General features: G+C 64.0%; 26 protein-coding genes. 20 read left to right on the forward strand and 6 right to left on the reverse strand.

Annotation, left to right across the window (positions count from 1 at the left end; translation table 11 throughout):
* Positions 1-48: 48 nt before the first annotated feature.
* Positions 49-579: an RNA polymerase factor sigma-70 gene (locus M1D87_RS18280; protein WP_015271130.1), complete on the forward strand. Its 531-nt coding sequence runs from the start codon at positions 49-51 to the stop codon at positions 577-579.
* Positions 580-713: 134 nt separating this feature from the next.
* Here M1D87_RS18280 and M1D87_RS18285 read toward each other — a convergent pair whose 3' ends face one another.
* Positions 714-1,727 (reverse strand): GNAT family N-acetyltransferase, encoded by a 1,014-nt coding sequence (locus M1D87_RS18285; protein WP_123085343.1) that lies wholly within the window; start codon positions 1,725-1,727, stop codon positions 714-716.
* A 63-nt stretch (positions 1,728-1,790) separates the two neighbouring features.
* Positions 1,791-2,591: a substrate-binding periplasmic protein gene (locus M1D87_RS18290; RefSeq protein WP_123085344.1), complete on the reverse strand. Its 801-nt coding sequence runs from the start codon at positions 2,589-2,591 to the stop codon at positions 1,791-1,793.
* Positions 2,592-2,763: 172 nt separating this feature from the next.
* Here M1D87_RS18290 and M1D87_RS18295 point away from each other — a divergent pair, with 172 nt between their 5' ends.
* Together M1D87_RS18295 and ppnP are read left to right on the forward strand one after the other, a co-directional pair.
* Positions 2,764-3,315 carry a 3'-5' exonuclease gene (locus M1D87_RS18295; RefSeq protein ID WP_421091801.1) on the forward strand — a complete coding sequence of 184 codons (552 nt, stop codon included), beginning with the start codon at positions 2,764-2,766 and terminating at the stop codon, positions 3,313-3,315.
* A 73-nt stretch (positions 3,316-3,388) separates the two neighbouring features.
* Positions 3,389-3,673 carry a pyrimidine/purine nucleoside phosphorylase gene (ppnP, locus tag M1D87_RS18300; protein WP_003259920.1) on the forward strand — a complete coding sequence of 95 codons (285 nt, stop codon included), beginning with the start codon at positions 3,389-3,391 and terminating at the stop codon, positions 3,671-3,673.
* Positions 3,674-3,785: 112 nt separating this feature from the next.
* Here ppnP and M1D87_RS18305 read toward each other — a convergent pair whose 3' ends face one another.
* Positions 3,786-4,478 carry an alpha/beta family hydrolase gene (locus M1D87_RS18305; RefSeq protein ID WP_232881338.1) on the reverse strand — a complete coding sequence of 231 codons (693 nt, stop codon included), beginning with the start codon at positions 4,476-4,478 and terminating at the stop codon, positions 3,786-3,788.
* A gap of 50 nt (positions 4,479-4,528) precedes the next feature.
* Between M1D87_RS18305 and ccoN (M1D87_RS18310) the strand changes: the two genes are divergently transcribed.
* The 16 genes from ccoN (M1D87_RS18310) (at position 4,529) to M1D87_RS18385 (ending at position 20,233) form a co-directional block, all read left to right on the forward strand.
* Positions 4,529-5,953, forward strand: coding sequence for a cytochrome-c oxidase, cbb3-type subunit I (ccoN, locus tag M1D87_RS18310; RefSeq protein ID WP_013973491.1), 1,425 nt, complete (start codon positions 4,529-4,531; stop codon positions 5,951-5,953).
* A gap of 13 nt (positions 5,954-5,966) precedes the next feature.
* Positions 5,967-6,575, forward strand: coding sequence for a cytochrome-c oxidase, cbb3-type subunit II (gene ccoO / locus M1D87_RS18315; protein WP_013973492.1), 609 nt, complete (start codon positions 5,967-5,969; stop codon positions 6,573-6,575).
* Positions 6,576-6,580: 5 nt separating this feature from the next.
* A complete protein-coding gene (locus M1D87_RS18320) occupies positions 6,581-6,775 on the forward strand; it encodes a cbb3-type cytochrome oxidase subunit 3 (RefSeq protein WP_023661030.1) in 195 nt (64 codons plus the stop codon).
* Complete coding sequence (ccoP, locus tag M1D87_RS18325; RefSeq protein ID WP_015271136.1) at positions 6,772-7,713, forward strand: cytochrome-c oxidase, cbb3-type subunit III; 942 nt, start codon at positions 6,772-6,774, stop codon at positions 7,711-7,713. The genes M1D87_RS18320 and ccoP (M1D87_RS18325) overlap by 4 nt, the downstream gene beginning before the upstream one ends.
* A gap of 460 nt (positions 7,714-8,173) precedes the next feature.
* Entirely contained in the window at positions 8,174-9,616 is a 1,443-nt protein-coding gene (ccoN, locus tag M1D87_RS18330) for a cytochrome-c oxidase, cbb3-type subunit I (RefSeq protein WP_015271137.1), read from the forward strand.
* Complete coding sequence (ccoO, locus tag M1D87_RS18335; RefSeq protein ID WP_013973496.1) at positions 9,616-10,224, forward strand: cytochrome-c oxidase, cbb3-type subunit II; 609 nt, start codon at positions 9,616-9,618, stop codon at positions 10,222-10,224. The genes ccoN (M1D87_RS18330) and ccoO (M1D87_RS18335) overlap by 1 nt, the downstream gene beginning before the upstream one ends.
* A gap of 5 nt (positions 10,225-10,229) precedes the next feature.
* A complete protein-coding gene (locus M1D87_RS18340) occupies positions 10,230-10,421 on the forward strand; it encodes a cbb3-type cytochrome oxidase subunit 3 (RefSeq protein WP_123085926.1) in 192 nt (63 codons plus the stop codon).
* On the forward strand, positions 10,418-11,398 hold the full coding sequence (ccoP, locus tag M1D87_RS18345) for a cytochrome-c oxidase, cbb3-type subunit III (RefSeq protein WP_038410021.1): 981 nt from the start codon (positions 10,418-10,420) through the stop codon (positions 11,396-11,398). The genes M1D87_RS18340 and ccoP (M1D87_RS18345) overlap by 4 nt, the downstream gene beginning before the upstream one ends.
* Positions 11,399-11,719: 321 nt before the next feature.
* A complete protein-coding gene (gene ccoG, locus M1D87_RS18350) occupies positions 11,720-13,135 on the forward strand; it encodes a cytochrome c oxidase accessory protein CcoG (RefSeq protein WP_015271140.1) in 1,416 nt (471 codons plus the stop codon).
* Between the two features lie 15 nt (positions 13,136-13,150).
* Positions 13,151-13,675, forward strand: a complete 525-nt coding sequence (locus M1D87_RS18355) for a FixH family protein (RefSeq protein WP_123085925.1) — start codon at positions 13,151-13,153, stop codon at positions 13,673-13,675.
* A 150-nt stretch (positions 13,676-13,825) separates the two neighbouring features.
* The gene (locus M1D87_RS18360) at positions 13,826-16,300 is read left to right on the forward strand and encodes a heavy metal translocating P-type ATPase (protein ID WP_421091802.1); all 2,475 of its coding nucleotides are present in this window, start codon (positions 13,826-13,828) and stop codon (positions 16,298-16,300) included.
* Positions 16,279-16,494, forward strand: coding sequence for a cbb3-type cytochrome oxidase assembly protein CcoS (gene ccoS, locus M1D87_RS18365; protein ID WP_013973501.1), 216 nt, complete (start codon positions 16,279-16,281; stop codon positions 16,492-16,494). The genes M1D87_RS18360 and ccoS overlap by 22 nt, the downstream gene beginning before the upstream one ends.
* The gene (locus M1D87_RS18370; protein ID WP_013973502.1) at positions 16,487-17,170 is read left to right on the forward strand and encodes a sulfite exporter TauE/SafE family protein; all 684 of its coding nucleotides are present in this window, start codon (positions 16,487-16,489) and stop codon (positions 17,168-17,170) included. The genes ccoS and M1D87_RS18370 overlap by 8 nt, the downstream gene beginning before the upstream one ends.
* 157 nt (positions 17,171-17,327) lie before the next feature.
* A complete protein-coding gene (hemN, locus tag M1D87_RS18375) occupies positions 17,328-18,710 on the forward strand; it encodes an oxygen-independent coproporphyrinogen III oxidase (RefSeq protein WP_015271144.1) in 1,383 nt (460 codons plus the stop codon).
* A 184-nt stretch (positions 18,711-18,894) separates the two neighbouring features.
* Complete coding sequence (gene fnrA, locus M1D87_RS18380; protein WP_015271145.1) at positions 18,895-19,629, forward strand: Crp/Fnr family transcriptional regulator FnrA; 735 nt, start codon at positions 18,895-18,897, stop codon at positions 19,627-19,629.
* Between the two features lie 55 nt (positions 19,630-19,684).
* Positions 19,685-20,233 carry an adenine phosphoribosyltransferase gene (locus tag M1D87_RS18385; protein WP_009683910.1) on the forward strand — a complete coding sequence of 183 codons (549 nt, stop codon included), beginning with the start codon at positions 19,685-19,687 and terminating at the stop codon, positions 20,231-20,233.
* 141 nt (positions 20,234-20,374) lie between these two features.
* On the opposite strand, the gene recR is transcribed toward M1D87_RS18385, so the two are convergent.
* The 3 genes from recR to dnaX form a co-directional block, all read right to left on the reverse strand.
* Entirely contained in the window at positions 20,375-20,977 is a 603-nt protein-coding gene (gene recR, locus M1D87_RS18390) for a recombination mediator RecR (protein ID WP_003259670.1), read from the reverse strand.
* Positions 20,978-21,268: 291 nt separating this feature from the next.
* Complete coding sequence (locus M1D87_RS18395; protein ID WP_003259671.1) at positions 21,269-21,604, reverse strand: YbaB/EbfC family nucleoid-associated protein; 336 nt, start codon at positions 21,602-21,604, stop codon at positions 21,269-21,271.
* 64 nt (positions 21,605-21,668) lie between these two features.
* On the reverse strand, positions 21,669-23,741 hold the full coding sequence (gene dnaX / locus M1D87_RS18400) for a DNA polymerase III subunit gamma/tau (protein ID WP_123085904.1): 2,073 nt from the start codon (positions 23,739-23,741) through the stop codon (positions 21,669-21,671).
* A gap of 123 nt (positions 23,742-23,864) precedes the next feature.
* Between dnaX and M1D87_RS18405 the strand changes: the two genes are divergently transcribed.
* Positions 23,865-24,632 carry a substrate-binding periplasmic protein gene (locus tag M1D87_RS18405; protein ID WP_322491673.1) on the forward strand — a complete coding sequence of 256 codons (768 nt, stop codon included), beginning with the start codon at positions 23,865-23,867 and terminating at the stop codon, positions 24,630-24,632.
* Positions 24,633-24,697 lie beyond the last annotated feature (65 nt).

Raw genomic sequence — 24,697 nt, forward strand, 5'->3', positions numbered from 1 at the left:
TTCCCAAATTTGGGTGCGTCCTTTCCCCTCTGTGACAAGGTGATTTCCATGGCGGAACAACTATCCACAAGTAAGTGCGATTCACCATTACTGCAGGCCTTCGTCGACAACCGCAGCATTCTGGTCAAGATCGCTGCCCGCATCACCGGCTGCCGATCGCGCGCCGAAGATGTGGTGCAGGACGCCTTTTTCCGGCTCAGCGCGGCCCCGCAGATCACATCGTCGTTCAAGGCGCAGCTGAGCTACCTGTTCCAGATCGTGCGCAACCTGGCCATCGACCACTACCGCAAGCAGGCCATGGAGCTGAAATACTCCGGCAGCGAGGAGGAAGGCCTGAACGTGGTCGTGCAAAACGCCTCCCCCGAAGCCACCCACATCAACCTTGCCGCGCTGGATGACATTGCCGAGGCGCTGAACGAACTGCCCCAGCGCACCCGCTATGCCTTCGAGATGTACCGCCTGCATGGCGTGCCGCAGAAGGACATTGCCAAGGAGCTGGGAGTGTCGCCGACGCTGGTCAACTTCATGATCCGCGATGCGCTGGTGCATTGCCGCAAGACGGCCAGTCGGCAGGCCTGAACCTTCAAGGTTGCTGAGGGCACGTGTGGGAGCGGGTTTACCCGCGAACACCGGCATAGCCGGTGCCATGCACCATGTCGCATTCTTCGCGGGTAAACCCGCTCCCACAGGGCCGCACAGCGGCCCCCTGGCACTCAAGCCAATTTACACTTATCGAAAAACCGTTCCCGCCCCAGAATCATCAACGCCGCACGCTTGTGCGGGAAGTCGAACTCCTTGTCGCAATGGAAGCACTGGTCGTGCATGTAGCCGATCATCTTGCCGTTGTCGGCACGCGGCTCGGCCACCACCCGCTGGGTGCGTGGGTCATCCAGGAACAGGTAGTGCACCAGCGCCGATAGCCAGCTGGCCACCTTGTGCGGCCCGCGGTGGCTCTCCTCCCCCACCAGCATGTGGATGCCACGGTCGTAATCATCGGCCGGGTAGAACGGCGCAATGCGATCCTCCTTGGCCCAGTACGCCTCGAAGTAGGCAAACGGCTGGTCATCGAAGCAACCGATCAGCGTCAGGGCATGCGGGTCGGCCTCGAGCTTGCCCAAGTATTCGCGATGCTGCGCAAGGGTGCCACCCTCCTGCCAGAACGCCTCCACCCGCGGGTTGTTCTGCCAGCGGTTGAAGCGCTCCAGGTCATGCTCGATCTCCAAGGTACGCAGCGATACCCAACTGCCCAGGCGCGTATCGAAGCGCCGGTACACCTCGCCACGAGGCTTGGGCGCGCGGCGTGGGTGGCGCTTGCCGTTGCTGATCTGCATCTGCTGTGGGTAGGCGACGCTGGCCGACTCGCCCAGCCACGGCTGTGGCAGCTGCCAGAACAGCGCCCGCTCGCACAGGTATTGGCCAGGCTGCTCGCCGGCCAGCAGCAGGCCACTGGTCAATGCCTGAGGCAACGGCTCGGGCAGGTGCCAGGCAAGACGCTGGCAGGCCGCATCGCGGGCCAGCAGCCAATAACAGGCGGCCCACAAGGCCACATAGGGGCGCTCGGGGCACAGCCGCTCGAGGTGGACATGCAGAGAAGCACCCATCTCCAGGCGCAACTGGACCAACGCGCGGCCTTCGAGGGACAGGCTCAGCCAGCTTTCACCCTCCTCGGCACTGAGGCTGCGCCAGCGTGGCGCTGACTGGGGCTGTGATGCGGCATCGAACGGCATGGGCTTGACTCGCGGCAATGAAGAAAAGGCTCACTGCTGAGAACGTTGCCGCATCACGGGAATTTAGTCGTGTGGGGCCGCCACCGTGATGTGGTAGGGCTCGAAGATGCGCGCCAGCTCGCCACTGTCGCGCAGGTCCCGCAGCAGCGTCGCGAACGACTGCTCGCCGATCGGCGCCCCCGGGCGCAGCAAGGCGTAGTGGTGGTAGACCTGGTCAATGCGCTGCGAGGGCACCAACTGATCCTGGCTGGCCGGGTTGCGCTTCAGGAAATCGCTGAGGTAGGAACGGGTGACCAGGGCGATGTCGGCGCGGCCAGCCTGCACCATCAGCAGGTTGCTGTCATGGGAATACGTCAGGGTCGCGTTGTAGGCATTGCGCAGGTAGTCGGGGTCGGAGTTGAAGCCGGCGAACGCATAGTGGTAGCCGTTGAACAGCGCCAGGCGCTTGCCGCGCAGGTCGTCGAAGTAATGCGGGTCACGGCCATTGGCCTTGCGGGCGACGAACACCTCGGCATCTTCCAGGCCCATGTCCACGCTCTGGTGGGCAATCTGCTGCCAGCCCCATGCCGGGTTCTCGAAAATGGCCATGTCGGTGCGGCCTTGCTGGAGGTCACCAAAACGCCGCTGGATGGAGGTGGGCACCACAACGAAGTGGTAGCGCTGCTGCGCGCGATTGAGCGCGTCGACCAACTGCCGCAGCAGGCCGCTGTCGGCGCCCTGCTCCGGGCGTACCGTGTACGGAGGGAAATGCGCAGCGCCAATCTTTACCTCGACGGCATCGGCAGCCCATGCCGGCGCCGCCAGCCAGAACACGGCTAGCAGCATCAGGGAAGACAGGGCCTTCAGGCCGGTCGCTGGAGTCAAGACGGACACTCATCACGGTTCATGCCGGGGTCCGCCTAAGCTAGGCGTTTTCCGGGCCGGACACAACTGCCGGTTAGTGGCACTTTGCGCCAAAGCTGCGGGCAAACTGCCAGGGGATGCCGGATGCCCGGAGTTTCGCTACGCTCTAGCAGGATCTGCAAGGGAGCCTGGTATGGGCCACTGGTTGGTGATCGACCTGGAAGCCACCACCGACGATGGTGGGTGGCCGGTCACAGAGATGGAAGTCATTGAAATCGGCGCAAGCCTGGTTACCCGCGATGGCCGCGAGGTCGACCACTTCCAGCGCTTCGTGAAGCCTCGGCGGCGACCGCAGCTGACCCCGTTCTGCCGTGAGCTGACCCACATCAGCCAGGCCAGCGTGGACAGTGCCGCGTCGTTCCGCGAGGTATGGGCAAGCTTCGAGCGCTGGCTCGGGCACCACCGCGGGCAGCTTCAGGCCTGGGTCAGCTGGGGCGACTACGACCGCCAGCAGTTGCACCAGGAGTGGCAGCAGCATGGGCTGGACAGCCTGATGCGGACCCTGCCGCACATCAACCTCAAGCAACGCTTCGCCAAGGCCCGCCACCTGCAGCGCCCCGCTGGCCTGAATGGTGCACTGCAGCTGGCCGGCATGCACTTTTGCGGGCAGCAGCACCGGGCCCTGGAAGATGCACGCAATACCGCGCGGCTGCTGCCGTTGAGCCTGCCGGCAGACGCTACCTGAAAGCAGATGACGGGGCCGGTGGGCTTGGGCATACTGGCCAGCCCTTTTTCATCCCCCCTTTCAGGAGTCGCCCATGTTCCAGGTCAACGAGTACTTCAACGGCACCGTCAAGTCGATCGCATTCGCGGGCGAAGAAGGCCCGGCCACTGTCGGTGTGATGGCCCCGGGCGAATACGAATTCGGCACTGCCAAGCGCGAAATCATGCACGTGGTTTCGGGTGCGCTGACCGTGAAGCTGCCAGGTAGCGACAACTGGGAAACCTTCAAGGCGGGCGACAAGTTCAACGTGCCGGCTGACAGCAAGTTCCAGCTGCAGGTGAAGGTGGATACCGCTTACCTGTGCGAGTACCGCGACTAAGCGTCAGCCTGGTCCGGCCTCTTCGCGGGTAAACCCGCTCCCACAGGTGCTGCACAAGTTTCAGACCTGTAGTGAACCTGTGGGAGCGGGCAAGCCCGCGAAGAATCCAGCACTATTGCGACAGGAATGCCGCAACCTTCTCAGCCGCCGCCTGCAAGTGCTGCTCATGGCTGAACCCCGAGGCCTTCAGCGGCTTCAGGTCATGGTCCCCCGCCACCAGCCAGCTCACCTCGATCGCCGGCGATAACGCATACCCTGCCACCGCCTCGCGGTTACCCAGTGCATCCCGCTCGCCCTGCACGATCAACGTCGGCGTCTTCAATTCGGCCAGGTGTTCGACCCGTGGCTTTTCCGGTTTGCCCACTGCATAGAACGGATAGCCCAGGCACACCAGTGCATCCGCTTCCAGTTCATCGGCCAGCAGGCTGGCCATGCGCCCGCCCATGGACTTGCCACCCACCGCCAACTTGCCCGCGACCAAAGGTCGCACCTGCCTGTACACCTCGCGCCAGCATTCCAGCAACACCTTCTGCGGGTTCGGCGGCCGCTTGCCGCCGGCAACCCTGCGCTCGGCCATGTACGGGAACTCGAAGCGCACTACCGCTACCCCAAGCGCCGCAAGCCTTTGCGCCATTTCGTCCATGAACCCGCTGTCCATCGGCGCACCTGCGCCATGGGCCAGGATCAGGCAGCCCTTGTAGCCGTCCTTGCCCCGAATGTGCGGGGGATCGCAGCGCAAGCCTGGGACATTTCCGACCTTCGCCCATTGATCCCCGTCAATACCGGCACTTTGCCCATTAATCATGCTTGCCTCGCTGTAAAGCCTGCCAAATAACCGTGGATGGGAACCCATACATGAACACAACCAGCAGTACCGCCTATAACTACAAGGTGGTCCGCCAATTCGCCATCATGACGGTGGTGTGGGGAATCGTCGGGATGGGGCTCGGCGTCTTCATCGCCGCCCAGCTCGCCTGGCCCTCCCTCAACTTCGACCTCCCCTGGACCAGCTTCGGCCGCCTGCGCCCCCTGCATACCAATGCGGTGATCTTCGCCTTCGGCGGCTGCGCGCTGTTCGCCACCTCCTATTATTCGGTGCAACGCACCTGCCAGACCACCCTGTTCGCACCAGGCCTGGCCGCGTTCACCTTCTGGGGCTGGCAACTGGTGATCCTGCTGGCGGCCATCAGCCTGCCGCTGGGTTACACCAGCTCCAAGGAATACGCCGAACTGGAATGGCCGATCGACATCCTGATCACCATCGTCTGGGTGAGCTACGCCATCGTGTTCTTCGGCACGCTGATGAAGCGCAACACCAAGCACATCTACGTCGGTAACTGGTTCTTCGGCGGCTTCATCCTCACCGTGGCGATGCTGCACGTCGTCAACAACCTGGAACTGCCGGTCAGCCTGACCAAGTCCTACTCGGTCTATGCCGGTGCCACCGATGCCATGGTGCAGTGGTGGTATGGCCACAACGCCGTGGGCTTCTTCCTGACCGCAGGCTTCCTGGGGATGATGTACTACTACGTGCCCAAGCAGGCCGAACGCCCGGTGTATTCCTATCGCCTGTCGATCGTGCACTTCTGGGCGCTGATCACCCTGTACATCTGGGCCGGCCCGCACCACCTGCACTACACCGCCCTGCCCGACTGGGCGCAGTCGTTGGGCATGGTGATGTCGCTGATCCTGCTGGCACCAAGCTGGGGCGGCATGATCAACGGCATGATGACCCTGTCCGGCGCCTGGCACAAACTGCGCAGCGACCCGATCCTGCGTTTCCTGGTGGTGTCGCTGGCGTTCTACGGCATGTCCACCTTCGAAGGCCCGATGATGGCCATCAAGACGGTCAACGCCCTGTCCCACTACACCGACTGGACCATCGGCCACGTGCACGCCGGCGCCCTCGGCTGGGTGGCGATGATCTCGATCGGCGCGCTGTACCACACCATCCCGAAAGTGTTCGGCAAGGAGCGCATGTACAGCATCGGCCTGATCAACGCGCACTTCTGGCTGGCCACCATCGGCACCGTGCTGTACATCGCCTCGATGTGGGTCAACGGCATCGCCCAGGGCCTGATGTGGCGCGCGGTCAACAGCGACGGCACGCTCACCTACTCGTTCGTGGAAACCCTGGTGGCCAGCCACCCAGGCTTCATCGTGCGCTTCGTCGGCGGTGCGATCTTCCTCAGCGGCATGTTCCTGATGGCCTGGAACACCTGGCGCACCGTGCGTTCGCCGGCGCTCGATGTCGCCCCTGCGAACGCCCAGCTGGCTTGAGGAGACCTGCCTGATGAAACATGAAGTCATCGAGAAAAACGTCGGCCTGCTGGCCCTGCTGATGGTGTTCGCCGTCAGCATCGGCGGCCTGACCCAGATCGTCCCGTTGTTCTTCCAGGACGTCACCAACAAGCCGGTGGAAGGCATGAAGCCCTACACCGCGCTGCAGCTGGAAGGCCGCGATATCTACATCCGCGAAGGCTGCGTGGGCTGCCATTCGCAGATGATCCGCCCGTTCCGTGCCGAAACCGAGCGCTATGGCCACTATTCGGTGGCTGGTGAAAGCGTGTGGGACCATCCGTTCCTGTGGGGCTCCAAGCGCACCGGGCCGGACCTGGCCCGGGTCGGTGGCCGCTACTCGGACGACTGGCACCGTGCGCACCTGTACAACCCGCGCAACGTGGTACCGGAGTCGAAGATGCCGTCGTACCCATGGCTGGTAGCCCAGCAGGTCGACAACAGCCATACCGACACCAAGATGCGCACCCTGCGCACCCTGGGCGTGCCGTACACCGACGATGACATCGCCGGGGCCCGCGACGCGGTCAAGGGCAAGACCGAAATGGATGCCCTGGTCGCCTACCTGCAGGTGCTAGGCACCGCGATCAAGAACAAGAGGTGAATGCGATGGGAATGGACATCGGCATGATCCGCGGCCTGGGCACACTGGTGGTGATGATCGCCTTCATCGGCCTCACCCTGTGGGTATTCAACCGCCGCCGCGACCGTGATTTCGCCGAAGCGCGCCTGCTGCCCTTCGTCGACGACCGCCTGCCCTCTGCCGGACAGGAACCTGCTGCAAAAAGGAGTAACGGGCAATGACCACCTTCTGGAGTACGTACATCTGCGTACTGACCATCGGTAGCCTGATTGGCCTGACCTGGCTGCTGCTCGCCACCCGCAAGGGCCAGAGCAACAACACCACCGACCAGACCATGGGCCACAGCTTCGACGGCATCGAGGAGTACGACAACCCGCTGCCCAAGTGGTGGTTCTGGCTGTTCGTCGGCACCCTGGTGTTCTCGGTCGGCTACCTGATCCTCTATCCGGGCCTGGGCAACTGGAAGGGCATCCTGCCGGGCTATGAAAATGGCTGGACCGGCGCCAACGAATGGCAGAAGGAAATGGACAAGGCCGACGCAAAATTCGGCCCGATCTTTGCCAAGTACGCCGCCATGCCCGTGGAAGAAGTGGCCAAGGACCCGCAGGCGCTGAAAATGGGCAGCCGCCTGTTCGCCTCCAACTGCTCGGTGTGCCACGGCTCGGACGCCAAGGGTGCCTATGGCTTCCCCAACCTCACCGACAAGGACTGGCGCTGGGGCGGCGAGGCGGAAACCATCAAGGCGTCGATCATGAACGGTCGCCATGGCGTGATGCCGGCCTGGGCCGAAGTGATCGGCGAGCAGGGCGTGGCGGATGTGGCCGCGTTCGTGCTCACCAACCTCGATGGCCGCAGCCTGCCGGAAGGGGTCAAGGCTGACGCCGCCAAGGGCAAGGAGATCTTTGCCGGCAACTGCGTGGCCTGCCACGGACCTGAAGGCAAAGGCACCCCGGCCATGGGCGCACCAGACCTGACTCACCCGCAGGCGTTCATCTACGGTTCGAGCTTTGCCCAGCTGCAGCAGACCATTCGCTATGGTCGGCAGGGGCAGATGCCGGCGCAGGCGGAGATCCAGGGCAACGACAAGGTGCACCTGCTGGCGGCTTATGTGTATAGCCTGTCGCAGGATGGTGCTGCTGAAACCGTGACTGCCAAGTAATACCGCCCAGGGGCCGCTTTGCGGCCCTATCGCGACACAAGGCCGCTCCTACAAGGGATTGCGTACTTCCTGTAGGAGCGGCCTTGTGTCGCGACGGGCTGCAAAGCAGCCCCATTCCCACCTTGCCCCCGCTCTACCCTCCCTTGCACCCCCTCCGAACACAACTAAGCTTGTTGCCTCAGTGGGCCTCGCTCCGAAAGGACCGAAGCAGACGCGGCGCGTAGCCTGTCGCCGTCCCGATAAAAAGCTTGACCGATCGATCAGAAAAAGGCGAAAAACGGTACACATTACAAATATTTATTTGTGTACAATCGTCCAGACCCGATCGCTGCGGGACATCAGTGAACGGGCTCGGGCACGGGTCGGCGTACCAAAGTTGCGTTGCAGTAACCCCGGTGGTTATCAATACTGGCGCCGATTTTTCGACCAACAAGAACATCAAAACCGTGGAACCTTAGCAATGAGCACAGCAATCAGTCCGACTGCTTATAACTATAAGGTCGTCCGCCAGTTCGCCATCATGACGGTGGTCTGGGGGATCCTTGGCATGGGCCTCGGCGTCTTCATCGCCTCGCAGCTGGTATGGCCGCAACTGAACCTGGACCTGCCCTGGACCAGCTTCGGCCGCCTGCGCCCGCTGCACACCAACCTGGTGATCTTCGCCTTCGGGGGCTGTGCGCTGTTCGGCACCAGCTACTACGTGGTGCAGCGCACCTGCCAGACCCGGCTGATCTCCGACAGCATGGCCGCCTTCACCTTCTGGGGTTGGCAGGCGGTGATCGTCGGGGCGCTGATCACCCTGCCGATGGGCTACACCACCACCAAGGAGTACGCCGAGCTCGAGTGGCCGCTGGCGATCCTGCTGGCCATCGTCTGGGTCACCTACGGGTTGGTGTTCTTCGGCACCATCGTCAAGCGCAAGACCAAGCATATCTATGTCGGCAACTGGTTCTACGGCGCCTTCATCGTGGTTACCGCGATGCTGCACATCGTCAACCACATCTCGCTGCCGGTAAGCCTGTTCAAGTCGTACTCGGCCTACTCCGGCGCCACCGACGCGATGATCCAGTGGTGGTACGGCCACAACGCCGTGGGCTTCTTCCTCACCACCGGCTTCCTGGGGATGATGTACTACTTCGTACCGAAGCAGGCCGAACGCCCGATCTACTCGTATCGCCTGTCTATCGTGCACTTCTGGGCCCTGATCACCCTGTACATCTGGGCCGGCCCGCACCACCTGCACTACACCGCCCTGCCAGACTGGGCACAGTCGCTGGGCATGGTGATGTCGATCATCCTGCTGGCGCCAAGCTGGGGCGGCATGATCAACGGCATGATGACCCTGTCCGGTGCCTGGCACAAACTGCGCACCGACCCGATCCTGCGCTTCCTGGTGGTGTCGCTGGCGTTCTACGGCATGTCCACCTTCGAAGGCCCGATGATGGCCATCAAGACCGTGAACTCGCTGTCGCACTACACCGACTGGACCATCGGCCACGTCCACGCCGGCGCCCTCGGCTGGGTAGCGATGATCTCGATCGGCGCCGTGTACCACATGATCCCGCGCCTGTATGGCCGCGAGCAGATGCACAGCGTCGGCCTGATCAACGCGCACTTCTGGCTGGCTACCATCGGTACCGTGCTGTACATCGCCTCGATGTGGGTAAACGGCATCACCCAGGGCCTGATGTGGCGCGCCATCAACGACGACGGCACCCTCACCTACTCCTTCGTCGAAGCCCTGCAGGCCAGCCACCCTGGCTATATCGTCCGCGCCCTGGGCGGTGCGTTCTTCGCCACCGGCATGCTGCTGATGGCCTACAACGTGTTCCGTACCGTACGTGCCGCCAACCCGGCACAGGCTGAGGAAGCCGCCAAGATCGTCGTCGTGGGAGCGCACTGATGAAGCATGAAGCCGTCGAGAAGAACATAGGCCTGCTGGCCTTCTTCATGGTCATCGCCGTGAGCGTCGGTGGCCTGACCCAGATCGTCCCGCTGTTTTTTCAGGACGTCACCAACAAACCCGTGGAAGGCATGAAGCCGCGCACCGCGCTGGAGCTTGAAGGCCGCGATATCTATATCCGCGAAGGCTGCGTGGGTTGCCACTCGCAGATGATCCGCCCGTTCCGTGCCGAAACCGAGCGCTACGGCCATTACTCGGTGGCCGGCGAGAGCGTGTGGGACCACCCGTTCCTGTGGGGCTCCAAGCGTACCGGGCCGGACCTGGCGCGGGTCGGTGGCCGCTACTCCGATGACTGGCACCGTGCGCACCTGTACAACCCGCGCAACGTGGTACCGGAATCGAAGATGCCGTCGTACCCGTGGCTGGTCGAGCACAAGCTCGACGGCAAGGACACCGCGAAGAAGATGGAAGTGCTGCGCACCCTCGGCGTGCCATACACCGACGCCGACATCGCCGGGGCCCGCGACGCGGTCAAGGGCAAGACCGAAATGGACGCCATCGTCGCGTACCTGCAGGGTCTTGGCACCATCATCAAGAGCAAACGGTGACGCTGATGGATATCGGGATGATTCGCGGCCTGGGCACCGTCGTGGTGATGGTGGCCTTCGTGGGCCTGGCGCTGTGGGTGTTCAACCCACGGCGCAAGAAGGACTTCGACGAAGCGACCCAACTGCCCTTCGCGGATGACCCCGAAGCCAGCCGGCTCGTCGAGCAAGCAAAAGCTTCTGGGAGCAAAAAACAATGACAACCTTCTGGAGTCTGTACGTTACCGTCCTGACCCTGGGCACCATCTTCTCGTTGACCTGGCTGCTGCTGTCGACCCGCAAGGGCCAGCGCGAAGAGGTCACCGACGAAACCGTCGGGCATGCCTTCGATGGCATCGAGGAGTACGACAACCCACTGCCGAAATGGTGGTTCTGGCTGTTCGTCGGCACCATCATCTTCGCCCTCGGCTACCTGGTGCTGTACCCGGGCCTGGGCAACTGGAAAGGCGTCCTGCCAGGCTACTCATACCTGGATAACGACAAGCAGACCGAGTTTTCCAACGGCCAGCCGGGCTGGACCGGCGTGCACGAGTGGGAAAAGGAAATGGCCAAGGCCGACGCCCGCTTCGGGCCGATCTTCGCCAAGTTCGCCGCCATGCCCATCACCGAGGTGGCCAAGGACCCGCAGGCCCTGAAGATGGGCGCGCGGCTGTTCGCCTCCAACTGCTCGGTATGCCACGGCTCCGACGCCAAGGGTGCCTATGGTTTCCCCAATCTTACCGACAACGACTGGCGCTGGGGCGGCGAGCCGGACACCATCAAGGCAACCATCATGGGCGGCCGCCACGGCGTGATGCCGGCCTGGGCCGAAGTGATCGGCGAGCAGGGCGTGGCCGACGTGGCTGCGTTCGTGGTCAGCAAGCTCGATGGCCGCACCCTGCCAGAGGGCGTGAAAGCCGATGCCGAAAACGGTCAGAAGATCTTCGCCGCCAACTGCGTGGCCTGCCACGGGCCCGAGGGCAAGGGCACGCCAGCCATGGGCGCGCCGAACCTGACCCATCCGCAGGCGTTCATCTACGGCTCGAGCTTTGCCCAGTTGCAACAGACCATCCGCTACGGTCGCCAGGGGCAGATGCCGGCCCAGGAGCAGCTGCAAGGGAATGACAAGGTGCACTTGCTGGCGGCTTATGTGTACAGCCTGTCGCACCAGGACCAGGCACCGGCCAAGGCCGAGTAAGCAGGCCAGGCCTCTTCGCGGGTAAACCCGCTCCCACAGGTACTGCGCTCGCGTCAGGATCTGTGCGATCCCTGTGGGAGCGGGTTCACCCGCGAAGAGGCCGGTACTGAAAACACATTTGTTGCAGGCCCCATGACCTGGATCAATTGACACCTGCCATAACACGATTCATACCACGAACCCAACGCGACTAAAGGTCGCAGTGCAGCCCCATACTGCCATCAGCGGCGTATCATGGGCCGCAGAGCGCTAGCAGATTGCGCGAGACTGCGGCCGGCATGCACTGGCTGCGGCACTTCTCCACTGCCGTGGGACTTGATGATGAGCAAGCAAATTCCGGTACATGACGTCACCCCGCCTGCCAACAAAGGGAAGGATTCCGTCGACCTCTACGCCTCCCGGGAAAAGATCTACACCCGCGCTTTCACCGGCCTGTTCCGACGCCTGCGCATGGTCGGCGGGGCTGTGCTGTTCCTGCTGTACTTCGGCACGGTGTGGTTGAACTGGGGCGGCCACCAGGCCGTGTGGTGGAACCTGCCCGAGCGCAAGTTCTACATCTTCGGCGCCACCATCTGGCCGCAAGACTTCATATTGCTCTCGGGCATCCTCATCGTTGCCGCCTTCGGCCTGTTCTTCATCACCGTGTTCGCCGGCCGGGTATGGTGCGGCTACACCTGCCCGCAAAGCGTGTGGACATGGATTTTCATGTGGTGCGAGAAGGTCACCGAGGGCGACCGCAACCAGCGCATGAAGCTCGACAAAGCCCCCATGAGCGGCAACAAGTTCCTGCGCAAGTTCGCCAAGCACAGCCTGTGGCTGCTGATCGGTTTCGTCACCGGCATGACCTTCGTCGGCTATTTCTCGCCGATCCGTGAACTGGCCATCGAATTCTTTACCGGCCAGGCCGACGGCTGGGCCTACTTCTGGGTCGGCTTCTTCACCCTCGCCACCTACGGCAACGCCGGCTGGCTGCGCGAGCAGGTGTGCGTGTACATGTGCCCCTACGCGCGCTTCCAGAGCGTGATGTTCGACAAAGACACGCTGATTGTTTCCTACGACCCGCGTCGTGGCGAAACCCGCGGCCCGCGCAAAAAGGACCTGGACTACAAGGCCGCGGGCCTGGGCGACTGCATCGACTGCACCATGTGCGTGCAGGTCTGCCCCACCGGCATCGATATCCGTGACGGCCTGCAGATCGAGTGCATCGGCTGCGCCGCGTGCATCGATGCCTGTGACAACATCATGGACAAGATGAATTACCCAAGGGGGCTGATCAGCTACACCACCGAGCACAACCTGTCCGGGCAGAAGACCCACATGCTGCGCCCGCGCCTGATCGGCTATGCCGTGGTACTGCTGGTGATGATGGTCGGCCTGGCCACCGCCTTCGCCACCCGTTCGCTGGTCGGTTTCGACGTCAGCAAGGACCGCGTGCTGTACCGCGAGAACGCCCAGGGCCGGATCGAGAACGTGTATAGCCTGAAGGTGATGAACAAGGACCAGCGTGACCACGTCTACGTGCTGGACGCCACCGGCCTGCCGGACCTGAAGCTTGAAGGCCAGCGCGAGATCCGCGTGGACGCTGGTGATATCGTCAGCCTGCCGGTGCAGCTGTCGATCGCGCCCGAGAAACTGCCATCGACCACCAACGAAATTACCTTCATCCTCAAGAGCGCCGATGACAGCGACGCCCAGGTTGAAGCCAAGAGCCGCTTCATCGGCCCACAGATCCGCTAAGAGAGATAACCCACAATGCCTGCCACCGCCGCCAGCCCCTGGTACAAGCACCTCTGGCCCTGGATCATCATCGGCATTCTCGCCACCTCGGTGTGCCTGAGCCTGACCATGGTCAGCATCGCCGTGCACAACCCGGACAACCTGGTGAACGACAACTACTACGAGGCTGGCAAGGGCATCAACCGCTCGCTGGACCGAGAACTGCTGGCGCAGACGCTGGGCCTGAAGGCCGGCGTGCACCTGGACGAGCTGACCGGCGAAGTGGACGTGCGCCTGACCGGCAACAGCGACCCGCAGAGCCTGGAGCTGAACCTGATCTCGCCAACCCAGCCGGTGAAAGACCGCAAGGTGCTGTTGAGCCGGGTCGAGGCTGGGCGCTATGTTGGGCAGCTGGAGGACAAGGTCGACGGGCGGCGCTTCGTCGAGCTGCTGGGTAGCGAAGGTGGCCAGGTGTGGCGCTTGTTCGAGGAGGAAAAGGTCGAGCATGGTGTGACCTTGCAGCTGGGTGATGAAGCACTGCAAGGTGCCGAGCACCAATAATCGCACCTCCGCCGCTCCTTGTAGGAGCGGGTTTACCCGCGAATGCGTCAAACCTGAAAACATCATTGCCTGATCTGACGCATTCGCGGGTAAACCCGCTCCCACAGGTGCCGTGCCCAACCCAGCCGATTTGTTTAAGGCAATGATGTGATGACCCAGCCCACCCCCTGCTACCACTGCGCAATGCCCGTCCCCGCCGGCAGCCGCTTCAACGCCGTGGTCCTCGGTGAGCCCCGGCAGTTCTGCTGCCCCGGCTGCCAGGCAGTGGCCGAGTCGATCGTCGCCGGTGGCCTGGAGCACTACTACCAGCACCGCAGCGACAACAGCGCCAACCCCGAGGCCCTGCCCAGGCAGCTACAGGACGAACTGGCCCTCTACGACCGCAGCGACGTTCAGCAAACCTTCGTTCGCCATGCTGGCGACCTGGCCGAGACCACCCTGCTGGTCGAAGGCATCAGCTGCGCCGCCTGCGGCTGGCTGATCGAAAAGCACCTGCGCAACCTGCCCGGCGTCGCCGAGGCGCGCCTGAACCTGTCCAACCACCGCCTGCTGCTGAACTGGGATAACAAGCAACTGCCGCTCTCGCGCCTGCTCGCCGAGCTGCGCCAGATCGGCTACGCCGCCCACCCCTATCAGCCCGACCAGGCCGCCGAGCAACTGGCCCGCGAGAACCGCAGCGCCCTGCGCCGCCTGGGCGTGGCCGGGCTGCTGTGGTTCCAGGCGATGATGGCAACCATGGCCACCTGGCCGGAATTCAACATCGACCTGTCGCCCGAACTGCACACCATTCTGCGCTGGGTGGCGCTGTTTCTCACCATCCCCATCGTGTTCTACAGCTGCGCACCGTTCTTCAAGGGCGCGGCACGCGACCTGCGTACCCGCCACCTGACCATGGACGTTTCGGTGTCGCTGGCCATTGGCCTGGCGTTCGGCGCCGGCATCTGGACCGCCATCACCGGCAGCGGCGAGCTGTATTTCGACACCGTGGGCATGTTCGCGCTGTTCCTGCTCACTGGCCGTTACCTGGAGCGCCGCGCCCGCGAACGCACCGCAGCGGCCACTGCGCAGCTGGTCAACCTGCTGCCGGCCTCGTGCCTGCGCCTGGACGCCGTCGGCCGCAGCGAACGCATCCTGCTCAGCGAACTGCAGCGCGGTGACACGGTACAGGTGCTGCCAGGCGCGGTAATCCCCGCCGACGGGCGCATCGTCGAAGGCCGCTCCAGCGTCGATGAATCGTTGCTGACCGGTGAATACCTGCCGCAACCACGGCGGGTCGGCGAGCGGGTCACAGGCGGTACCCTGAACGTCGAAAGCACCCTGAACGTGGAAGTCGAAGCCCTCGGCCAAGACTCGCGGTTGTCGGCCATCGTCCGCCTGCTGGAACGCGCCCAGACCGAAAAACCCCGCCTGGCCGAAATCGCCGACCGGGCCTCGCAGTGGTTCCTGCTGTTCTCGCTGCTGGCCGCCGCGGCCATCGGCCTGTGGTGGTGGCACCTTGACCCGACGCGGGCGTTCTGGATCGTGCTGGCCATGCTGGTAGCGACCTGCCCCTGCGCGCTGTCCCTGGCCACGCCAACGGCGCTTACCGCAGCCACTGGCACGCTGCACAAGCTCGGCCTACTGGTGACCCGTGGCCATGTGCTGGAAGGCCTGAACCAGATCGACACGGTGATTTTCGACAAGACCGGCACGCTGACCGAAGGCCGCCTGACCTTGCGCAGCATTCGACCGCTCGGCAGCCTGCCCGCCGACCGCTGCCTGGCCCTGGCCGCAGCGCTGGAGAACCGCTCCGAACACCCCATCGCCCGTGCCTTCGGCCGCACCGCCACGCCTGCTGACGACGTGCAGAGCGTACCGGGCCTGGGCCTGGAAGGGCTGGTCGACGGCCAGCGCCTGCGCATTGGCCAGGCCACCTTCGTCTGCGCCTTGAGCGGCGCGGAAATCCCTGGCGTGCCAGAGCCGCGCGGCCAGTGGCTGCTACTGGGCGACCGCCAGGGCCCACTGGCCTGGTTCGGCCTGGACGACCGCCTGCGCGACGATGCCCCTGCCCTGCTGGCGGCCTGCAAGACCCGTGGCTGGCGCACGCTGCTGCTGTCGGGCGACAGCTCGCCGATGGTCGCCGAAGTGGCCGCGCAGCTGGGCATCGACCAGGCCATCGGCGGCCTGCGCCCGGACGACAAACTGGACCGGCTGAAGGCGCTGCAGGCGGCCGGGCGCAAGGTGCTGATGCTGGGGGACGGGGTCAACGACGTGCCGGTACTGGCCGCCGCGGACATCAGCATCGCCATGGGCAGCGCCACCGACCTGGCCAAGACCAGCGCCGACGCCGTGCTGCTGTCCAACCGCTTGCAGGCGCTGGTACAGGCCTTCGAGCTGGCCCGCCGCACCCGCCGCAACATCCTCGAGAACCTGCTGTGGGCGACCCTGTATAATGGCCTGATGTTGCCGTTCGCCGCGCTCGGCTGGATCACCCCGGTATGGGCAGCCATCGGCATGTCGGTCAGTTCGCTGATCGTGGTGCTCAATGCCCTGCGCCTGACCCGCCAGCCCCCGGCATCGGGTTTGTCATCGACCGAAGCGCCCCTGCCTGGGAGGAAGTCGCCATGCCCGCCCTCTATGTCATGATTCCCGCGGCCCTGCTGCTGGTCGGCGTGGCCGTGTACATCTTCTTCTGGGCGGTGGACAGCGGCCAGTACGACGACCTGGAAAGCCCTGCCCACAGCATCCTGTTCGACGACCAGGACCCGCGCCATCAGGCGGCGGTGAAGCCTGACGACAGCAAGGCCGACACCGACAAGGAAAACCCGCCCCGTGCCTGACCTGCTGCCCCTGCTGGGCTCGGCGTTGATCCTCGGTTTGCTCGGCGGCGGCCACTGCCTGGGCATGTGCGGCGGCCTGATGGGCGCGCTGACCCTTGCCATCCCGCCTGAACAACGTGGTCGGCGCATGCGCCTGCTGCTCGCGTACAACCTTGGCCGCATTCTCAGTTATGCCTGTGCCGGCCTGCTGCTGGGCCTGGCCGGCTGGGCCGTGGCCAGCAGCCCGGCAGCGCTGGCACTGCGGGTGGTGGCGGCGCTGCTATTGATCGCCATGGGGCTGTACCTGGCCGGCTGGTGGAGCGGGCTGACCCGCATTGAGGCGCTGGGCCGGGGACTGTGGCGGCATATTCAGCCAGTGGCGTCGCGCTTGCTACCGGTATCCAGCATGCCCCGGGCGTTGCTGCTGGGGGCCTTGTGGGGATGGTTGCCATGCGGGTTGGTGTACAGCACCTTGCTGTGGGCGGCCAGCCAGGGCAATGCCGGGTACAGCGCGGCGCTGATGCTGGCGTTCGGCGTGGGAACCTGGCCGGTGCTACTGGCCACGGGACTGGCGGCTGAGCGAGTAAACCGGTTGTTGAAACGGCGCAGTGTGCGGGTGGCTGGCGGGGTGCTGGTGATGCTGTTTGGGGTATGGACCCTGCCCGGGCCGCATCAGCATTGGTTGATGGGGCATTGATGGGGGCCGCCGTGCGGCCCTTCGCGGGCATGCCCGCTCCCACAGGGCCCTGCGAACGGCTGATAGCAGCCCCTATGCCCTTGATACAAATCAACACCGGTTCCTGCAGACAGCCATAGACTCCGGGGCACTGCTGCTCTTTCCGGGGACCACCCTCATGCTCGACGACCTACGTTGGGATACCGACCTGATCCGCCGCTACGACCTGGCCGGGCCACGCTACACCTCCTACCCGACCGCCGTGCAACTGCACAGCGAAGTGGGCTCGTTCGACCTGCTCCACGCCCTGCGCGAGAGCCGTCGGGCCGTGCGCCCGCTGTCGCTGTACGTGCACGTGCCGTTCTGCGCCAACATCTGCTACTACTGCGCCTGCAACAAGGTCATCACCAAAGACCGCGCCCGCGCTGCACCCTACCTGCAGCGCCTGGAGCAGGAAATCCAGCTGATCGCCTGCCACCTCGATCCCAAGCAGCGTGTCGAGCAGTTGCACTTCGGCGGCGGCACGCCAACCTTCCTCAGCCATGTGGAACTGCGCCAGCTGATGGCCACCCTGCGCCAGCACTTCCACCTGCTGGACGACGACTCCGGCGACTACGGCATCGAGATCGACCCGCGCGAAGCCGACTGGTCGACCATGGGCCTGCTCCGCGAACTGGGCTTCAACCGCGTCAGCCTGGGCGTGCAGGACCTCGACCCAGCCGTGCAGCGCGCGGTCAACCGCCTGCAGAGCCTGGAGCAGACCCGCACCCTGATCGAAGCCGCGCGCACCCTGCAGTTCCGCTCGATCAACCTCGACCTGATCTACGGCCTGCCCAAGCAAACCCCGGAAGGCTTTGCTCGCACCGTCGAAGAAGTGATCCGCCTGCAACCCGACCGCCTGTCGGTGTTCAATTACGCCCACCTGCCCGAGCGCTTCATGCCGCAACGGCGCATCGACAGCAATGACCTGCCCAGCGCGGCCGCCAAGCTGGAGATGCTGCACGCCACGATCGACCAGCTGACCGCAGCCGGCTACCGCTACATCGGCATGGACCACTTCGCCCTGCCCGACGACGAGCTCGCCATCGCCCAGGAAGAAGGCACCCTGCAGCGCAACTTCCAGGGCTACACCACCCATGGGCACTGCGACCTGATCGGCCTGGGCGTGTCGGCCATCAGCCAGATCGGCGACCTGTACTGCCAGAACAGCAGCGACCTCAACACCTACCAGGACAGCCTGTCCAACGCCCAGCTGGCCACCCAGCGCGGCCTGCTGTGCAACCACGACGACCGCATCCGCCGTGCAGTGATCCAGCAACTGATCTGCCATTTCGAACTGGATTTCGAGCCGATCGAACAGGCATTCACCATTGATTTTCGCGGCTACTTCAACGACCTCTGGCCAGAACTGCTGACCTTGCAGCGCGACGGCCTGATCCGCCTGGATGACAAAGGCATCCGCATCCTGCCGGCCGGCCGCCTGCTGGCGCGCTCGGTATGCATGGTGTTCGACGCCTACCTGGCGATGCACAACCGCCAGCGCTTCTCGCGGGTGATCTGAACCGAGTCGTTCAACCGCATGGACAAAGTTCCTTGCCAGGCACACCATGGGCACAGCGAAGGCCCCGGCGCACACCCGCCGGGGCCGGGCCAGCTCGCACCACAACAGCGCACGCTGGCCTACAACCTATGCCGTGAGTTACCCTTACGTCTTATGTGTGCTTTCCCACAAGGATCGAATGAAAATGTCCGAGCCAGTCAAACTGCGCCCACACAACCAGGCCCATTGCAAGGACTGCAGCCTGGCCCCCCTGTGCCTGCCTCTGTCGCTCAACCTGGAAGACATGGATGCACTGGATGAAATCGTCAAACGTGGGCGGCCGTTGAAAAAAGGCGAGTTCCTGTTCCGCCAGGGCGACAATTTCGGCTCGGTCTACGCGGTACGTTCCGGCGCGCTGAAAACCTTCAGCCTCAGCGACAGCGGCGAAGAGCAGATCACCGGCTTCCACCTGCCCAGCGAGCTGGTCGGCCTGTCGGGCATGGACACCGAAGCCTACCCGGTGTCGGCCCAGGCCCAGGAAACTACCTCGGTGTGCGAAATCCCGTTCGAACGCCTCGACGAGCTGTCGGTGCAGCTGCCGCAGCTACGCCGCCAACTGATGCGGGTAATGAGCCGGGAAATCCGCGACGACCAGCAGATGATGCTGCTGCTGTCGAAAAAGACCGCCGACGAGCGCATTGCCACCTTTCTGGTCAACCTGTCGGCACGCTTCCGCGCCCGCGGCTATTCGGCCAACCAGTTCCGCCTGAGCATGTCGCGCAACGAAATCGGCAACTACCTGGGCCTGGCGGTGGAAACCGTGTCGCGGGTGTTCACCCGCTTCCAGCAGAATGGCCTGATCCGCGCCGAAGGCAAGGAAGTGCACATTCTCGACCCGATCCAGCTGTGCGCGCTGGCCGGTGGAGCAATGGAGGCCTGAGGCCGGCGTTTAGCGGGTATACTTGGGCATTCGTTTTCCCAGGATACCCGCAACAATGCACAGCGACGCCTTCGACCTCAAAGCCCTGATCCGCCCGGTAGTGGACTTCCCCAAACCGGGTGTGATCTTCCGCGATATCACCCCGCTGTTCCAGTCGCCGCGCGGGCTGCGCTATGTGGCCGACCAGTTCATCGAGCGCTATGTCGAAGCCGAGTTCAGCCACATCGGTGCCATGGATGCCCGGGGCTTCCTGATCGGCTCGATCATCGCGCACCAACTGAACAAGCCGCTGATCCTGTTCCGCAAGCAGGGCAAGCTGCCGGCTGATGTGCTGAGCGAGGGTTACCAGACCGAGTACGGCGAAGCCTTCCTGGAAGTGCACGCCGACAGCCTGTGCGAAGGGGATTCGGTGCTGATCTTCGATGACTTGATTGCTACGGGCGGTACGCTGCTGGCAGCGGCCAACCTGGTGCGCCGGACCGGTGCGCAGGTGTTCGAGGCGGCGGCGATCATCGATCTGCCGGAGCTGGACGGGTCGCGCCGGCTGCAGGCGGCCGGGGTACCGACTTTCTGCCTGACCGAGTTTTCGCTCAGCGAGTACTGAGTTGGGTTTTGGGGCTGCTTTGCAGCCCATCGCGACACAAGGCCGCTCCTACAGAGACCGCGAATACCTGAATATTGCGCGGTGCCTGTAGGAGCGGCCTTGTGTCGCGATGGGCCGCAAAGCGGCCCCAACAATTCTGAATCAGAGCGAAATCGGCCGACGCCCCGCAAAGGCATGGGCCAAGGTCCCACCATCCACCAGCTCAAGCTCGCCGCCCAGCGGTACACCATGGGCAATCCGCGACGCCACCAGGCCCTTCTCGCTCAGCAACTGGGCAATGTAATGCGCCGTCGCCTCCCCTTCCACCGTCGGGTTGGTCGCCAGGATCACCTCGGTGAAGGTGCCCTGCTCCTCGATCCGCGCCATCAGCTGCGGAATCCCGATCGCCTCGGGCCCCAGCCCGTCCAGCGGCGACAAGTGGCCCTTGAGCACGAAGTAGCGACCACGGTAGCCGGTCTGCTCCACTGCATACACATCAGTCGGCCCTTCGACCACACACAACTGGGTATCGTCACGGCGCGTGTCGGCGCATTGCGGGCACAGCTCCTGCTCGGTCAGGGTACGGCACTGACGGCAATGCCCAACCCCTTCCATGGCCTGGGTCAAGGCCTGTGCCAGGCGCAGGCCGCCGCTGCGGTCACGCTCGAGCAGTTGCAGGGCCATGCGCTGGGCGGTTTTCTGGCCAACACCCGGGAGAATACGCAGGGCATCGATCAGTTGGCGGATGAGAGGGCTGAAGCTCATGGGAAAGGCCTGACAATTCAATAAGAGGCGGTTTATACCCAGCGGGGGCAGTGGCGTCAAATCAGCCATGCGCACATCGCAAGGCTTGCGCGGTCCCTGTAGGAGCGGCCTTGTGTCGCGATGGGGCGCGAAGCGGCCCCAGGTTATCAGCTTCTCAGCATGGATTGCCGGGGCTGCTGCGCAGCCCTTTCGCGACACAAAGCCGCTCCTACAAAGACCGCGCAGGCTGCAGGAACGCACAAAAAAAACCGCCGCTGGTATCAGCGGCGGTTTTCGGTAACGCAAATGCCCTTAGAACGGCATCTTGAAGCCCGGCGGCAGCTGCATGCCGGCGGTCATGCTGCCCATCTTGTCCTGGCTGTTCTGCTCGACCTTGCGCACCGCGTCGTTCAGTGCCGCAGCGATCAGGTCTTCCAGCACTTCCTTGTCGTCTTCATCAGTCGACATCAGGCTCTGGTCGATGCTGACACGCTTGACGTCGTGACGACCGGTCATCACCACGCTCACCAGGCCACCACCGGACTGGCCGGTGACTTCGGCGTTGGCCAGCTCTTCCTGCATCTTCTGCATCTTTTCCTGCATCTGCTGGGCCTGCTTCATCAGGCCGGCCATGCCACCTTTCATCATGGGGGTATACCTCGATTGGGTCATGTGATGCGGCCCGGCACCGGGCCGGCCGCATGGTTATCCGTTACTGGCCCTGATTAACCAGGGCTTCTACAGGCTCAATAGTATCCTGCCGCACCTTGGCGCCGAACAACTTGATCATCTGCTGGATCAACGGATCCTGCTCGATCGAGGTGACTGCGTCCTGCTGGCGCTCGGCGCGTTTGCGCGCCGCCGCCTGGGCCGGGGTTTCCTGCTCGGGCAGGATCAGCTCGATGCGCAGGTTCAGCGTGCGCCCCAGGTGCTGGTTGAGCGCTTCGTTAAGGCGCCGTTGCTGGGTGGCGTTGAACAGCGCACCCTGGCCAGGGTCCAGGTGCAGCAGCCAGTCGTCGCCATCGACGGCAATCAACGTACAGTTTGCCGCGATGTTGCCTGTCATCCCGGATACAGGCAACTGTGGGAATAATTCCAGCCATTGCAGGGCCAGGCCGGTGGCCGGCTTGGCTGCGGGCAGCGGTTCGGCTGCCGGCTTGGGTGCTTCTTCCTGGACGTGTTCGGCCAGTTCGTCCAGGTAGCTGAAGCCGACCGGGTCGCTTTCGCCGCCGTAATAGTCTTCGTCCAGGGGCGGTTCATCGTCGCGGTCCATGCCCACGGCGGCATAGGCGGACGGGTCGAAGGGTGGCTCGTCGTCGTGCGCCGGGGCGGCAGGTGCCGGCGTGGGCACAGCGGCCGGTGCAGGAGCCGGCGCAGGCTCGGCCACTACCGGTGCGGGCGTTGGCGCAGGCTCTTCCCATGGCAGGTCAACCACCTCTGCCACGGGTTCTGGTGCTGGCTCAGGTTCACTGACCGGGGCAGGCTCAGCTGCCACCACAGGCTCGACAACCGGCTGTGGCGCTGGTTCGACCGGTGCGGGCGCCTGCACTTGCTGCTCGGCAACCGGTGCAACAGGCGCCACGACAGCAGCGGCCGGCGGCGCCACGGCAACCGCCGGCGCTGCCACCGGTGTTGCAGGATCAGCTGTGGCCTGGCTGATCCCCACTGGCTTTAGTACCGGCTTCGGCGCGTCGTCGGTGTCAGCGGGGCGGAACGCCAGCATGCGCAGCAGGACCATTTCGAAGCCGCCGCGCGGGTCCGGCGCAAGTGGCAGGTCACGGCGGCCGATCAGGCCCATCTGGTAATAGAACTGCACGTCCTCGGCTGGCAATGCCGAGGCTAGTGCCAGCACCCGCTCACGGTCGCCCTGGCCGTTGTCCACCGCTTCCGGCAGCGCCTGGGCAATGGCCACGCGGTGCAGCACATTGAGCATCTCGGCCAGCACGCCAGCCCAGTCCGGGCCCTGCTCGGCCAGGTTGCGCACGGCCTCGAGCAAGGCCCGGGCATCGCCTTCGAGCAGCGCCTGCAGCACCCCGTAAACTTGGCCATGATCAAGGCTGCCGAGCATGGCCCGCACATCGGCGGCCAGTACCTTGCCTTCGCCAAAGGCGATGGCCTGGTCGGTCAGGCTCATGGCGTCGCGCATCGAACCATCGGCCGCGCGCCCCAGCAGCCACAGGGCATCCGGCTCGAACGGCACGTTCTCGGCGGCCAGAACATGGCTGAGGTGCTCGACCACCCGCTCCGGGCTCATGTTCTTCAGCGAGAACTGCAGACAGCGCGACAGGATGGTGGCCGGCAGTTTCTGCGGGTCAGTGGTGGCGAGGATGAACTTGACGTAGGGCGGTGGCTCTTCCAGCGTCTTGAGCAAGGCGTTGAACGAGTGAGTCGAGAGCATGTGCACTTCGTCGATCAGGTAGACCTTGAAGCGCCCACGGCTCGGCGCGTACTGCACGTTATCGAGCAGTTCGCGGGTGTCCTCGACCTTGGTGCGGCTGGCGGCGTCGATCTCGATCAGGTCGACGAAACGGCCTTCGTCAATCTCCCGGCACACCGAACAGGTACCGCAGGGCGTTGAGGTGATGCCGGTTTCGCAGTTCAGGCACTTGGCGATGATACGGGCAATGGTCGTCTTGCCCACACCCCGGGTACCAGTGAACAGATAGGCATGGTGCAGGCGCTGGTTGTCCAAGGCATTGATCAAGGCCTTGAGCACATGGGTCTGGCCGACCATTTCGCGGAACGAGCGCGGACGCCATTTACGTGCAAGAACCTGATAACTCATCGAAAAACCATCGCAGCCTGATCGAGCGGAAGATCGCTAATGCTAGCGGAGCGGGGGCAAAATTGCACCCTGCGCAAGTCGTCTAAGCTTTGAAACTGGCGCGCCATCCAGGGAGGATTGCCTTTGCGAAGACTGCTGGCCCTGTTGCTGCTGTGGAGCACCTACAACCAGGCTGAACAGCCCCTGGTGCGTTTTTCTGTCGCCGAGAGCTGGAGCATGCCGCTGGTGCGCATCGAAGGCGACCAGCCGGTGGAAGGCATGCTGTACGACCTGATGCAGGCCTTGGCCAAGGAAGTGGGCATCCGCCCTGAATACCACATCATGGCCCGCCTGCGCCTGCAGGAGGCGATGAACAGCGGTGATATCGATGTGCGCTGCTATGTCAGCACCCAGTGGTTCAATGACCGGCCAGGGGATTTTGTCTGGAGCATTCCACTGCTGCACCAGCGAGACCTGCTGGTAGGACGCGCTGGCAATAGTACTCCGCTGCCCCCGGAGCAATTGCCTGCCCAGGCCATCGGTACGGTGCTTGGCTACACCTATTCGACCTTGCAACCGCTGCTCGCCCAGGGTCGCCTGCACCGCGAGGACAGCCGCAGCCAGTTGCTGGTACTGCAGAAGCTGCAAGCCGGGCGCTATCGGCATGCGGTAAGCAACCAGCTGTCGTTGCAGTGGTTCAACCAGGGCCTGCCCACCGAACAGCAATTGCAGGCGCTGGCAGTACTGGAAGAACAGGACCTGGGGTGCATGGTACGCAATGACCCGTCGATACCGACCCAAGGGCTGCTGCGGGCGCTGGTGCGAATGAAGCAGTCGGGGGAGATCGAGCGGATTGTGCAGCGGTATGGGGGGACGGGCAACCAAGAACCCATGTCTGTGGCTCGCCCCTGAGCCACGCATACCTGATGAAAGACAAACCCGCCCGAAAATTGCACGCCCGCTGTGGGAGCGGGCTC

The sequence above is a fragment of the Pseudomonas sp. SA233 genome (assembly GCF_054792385.1).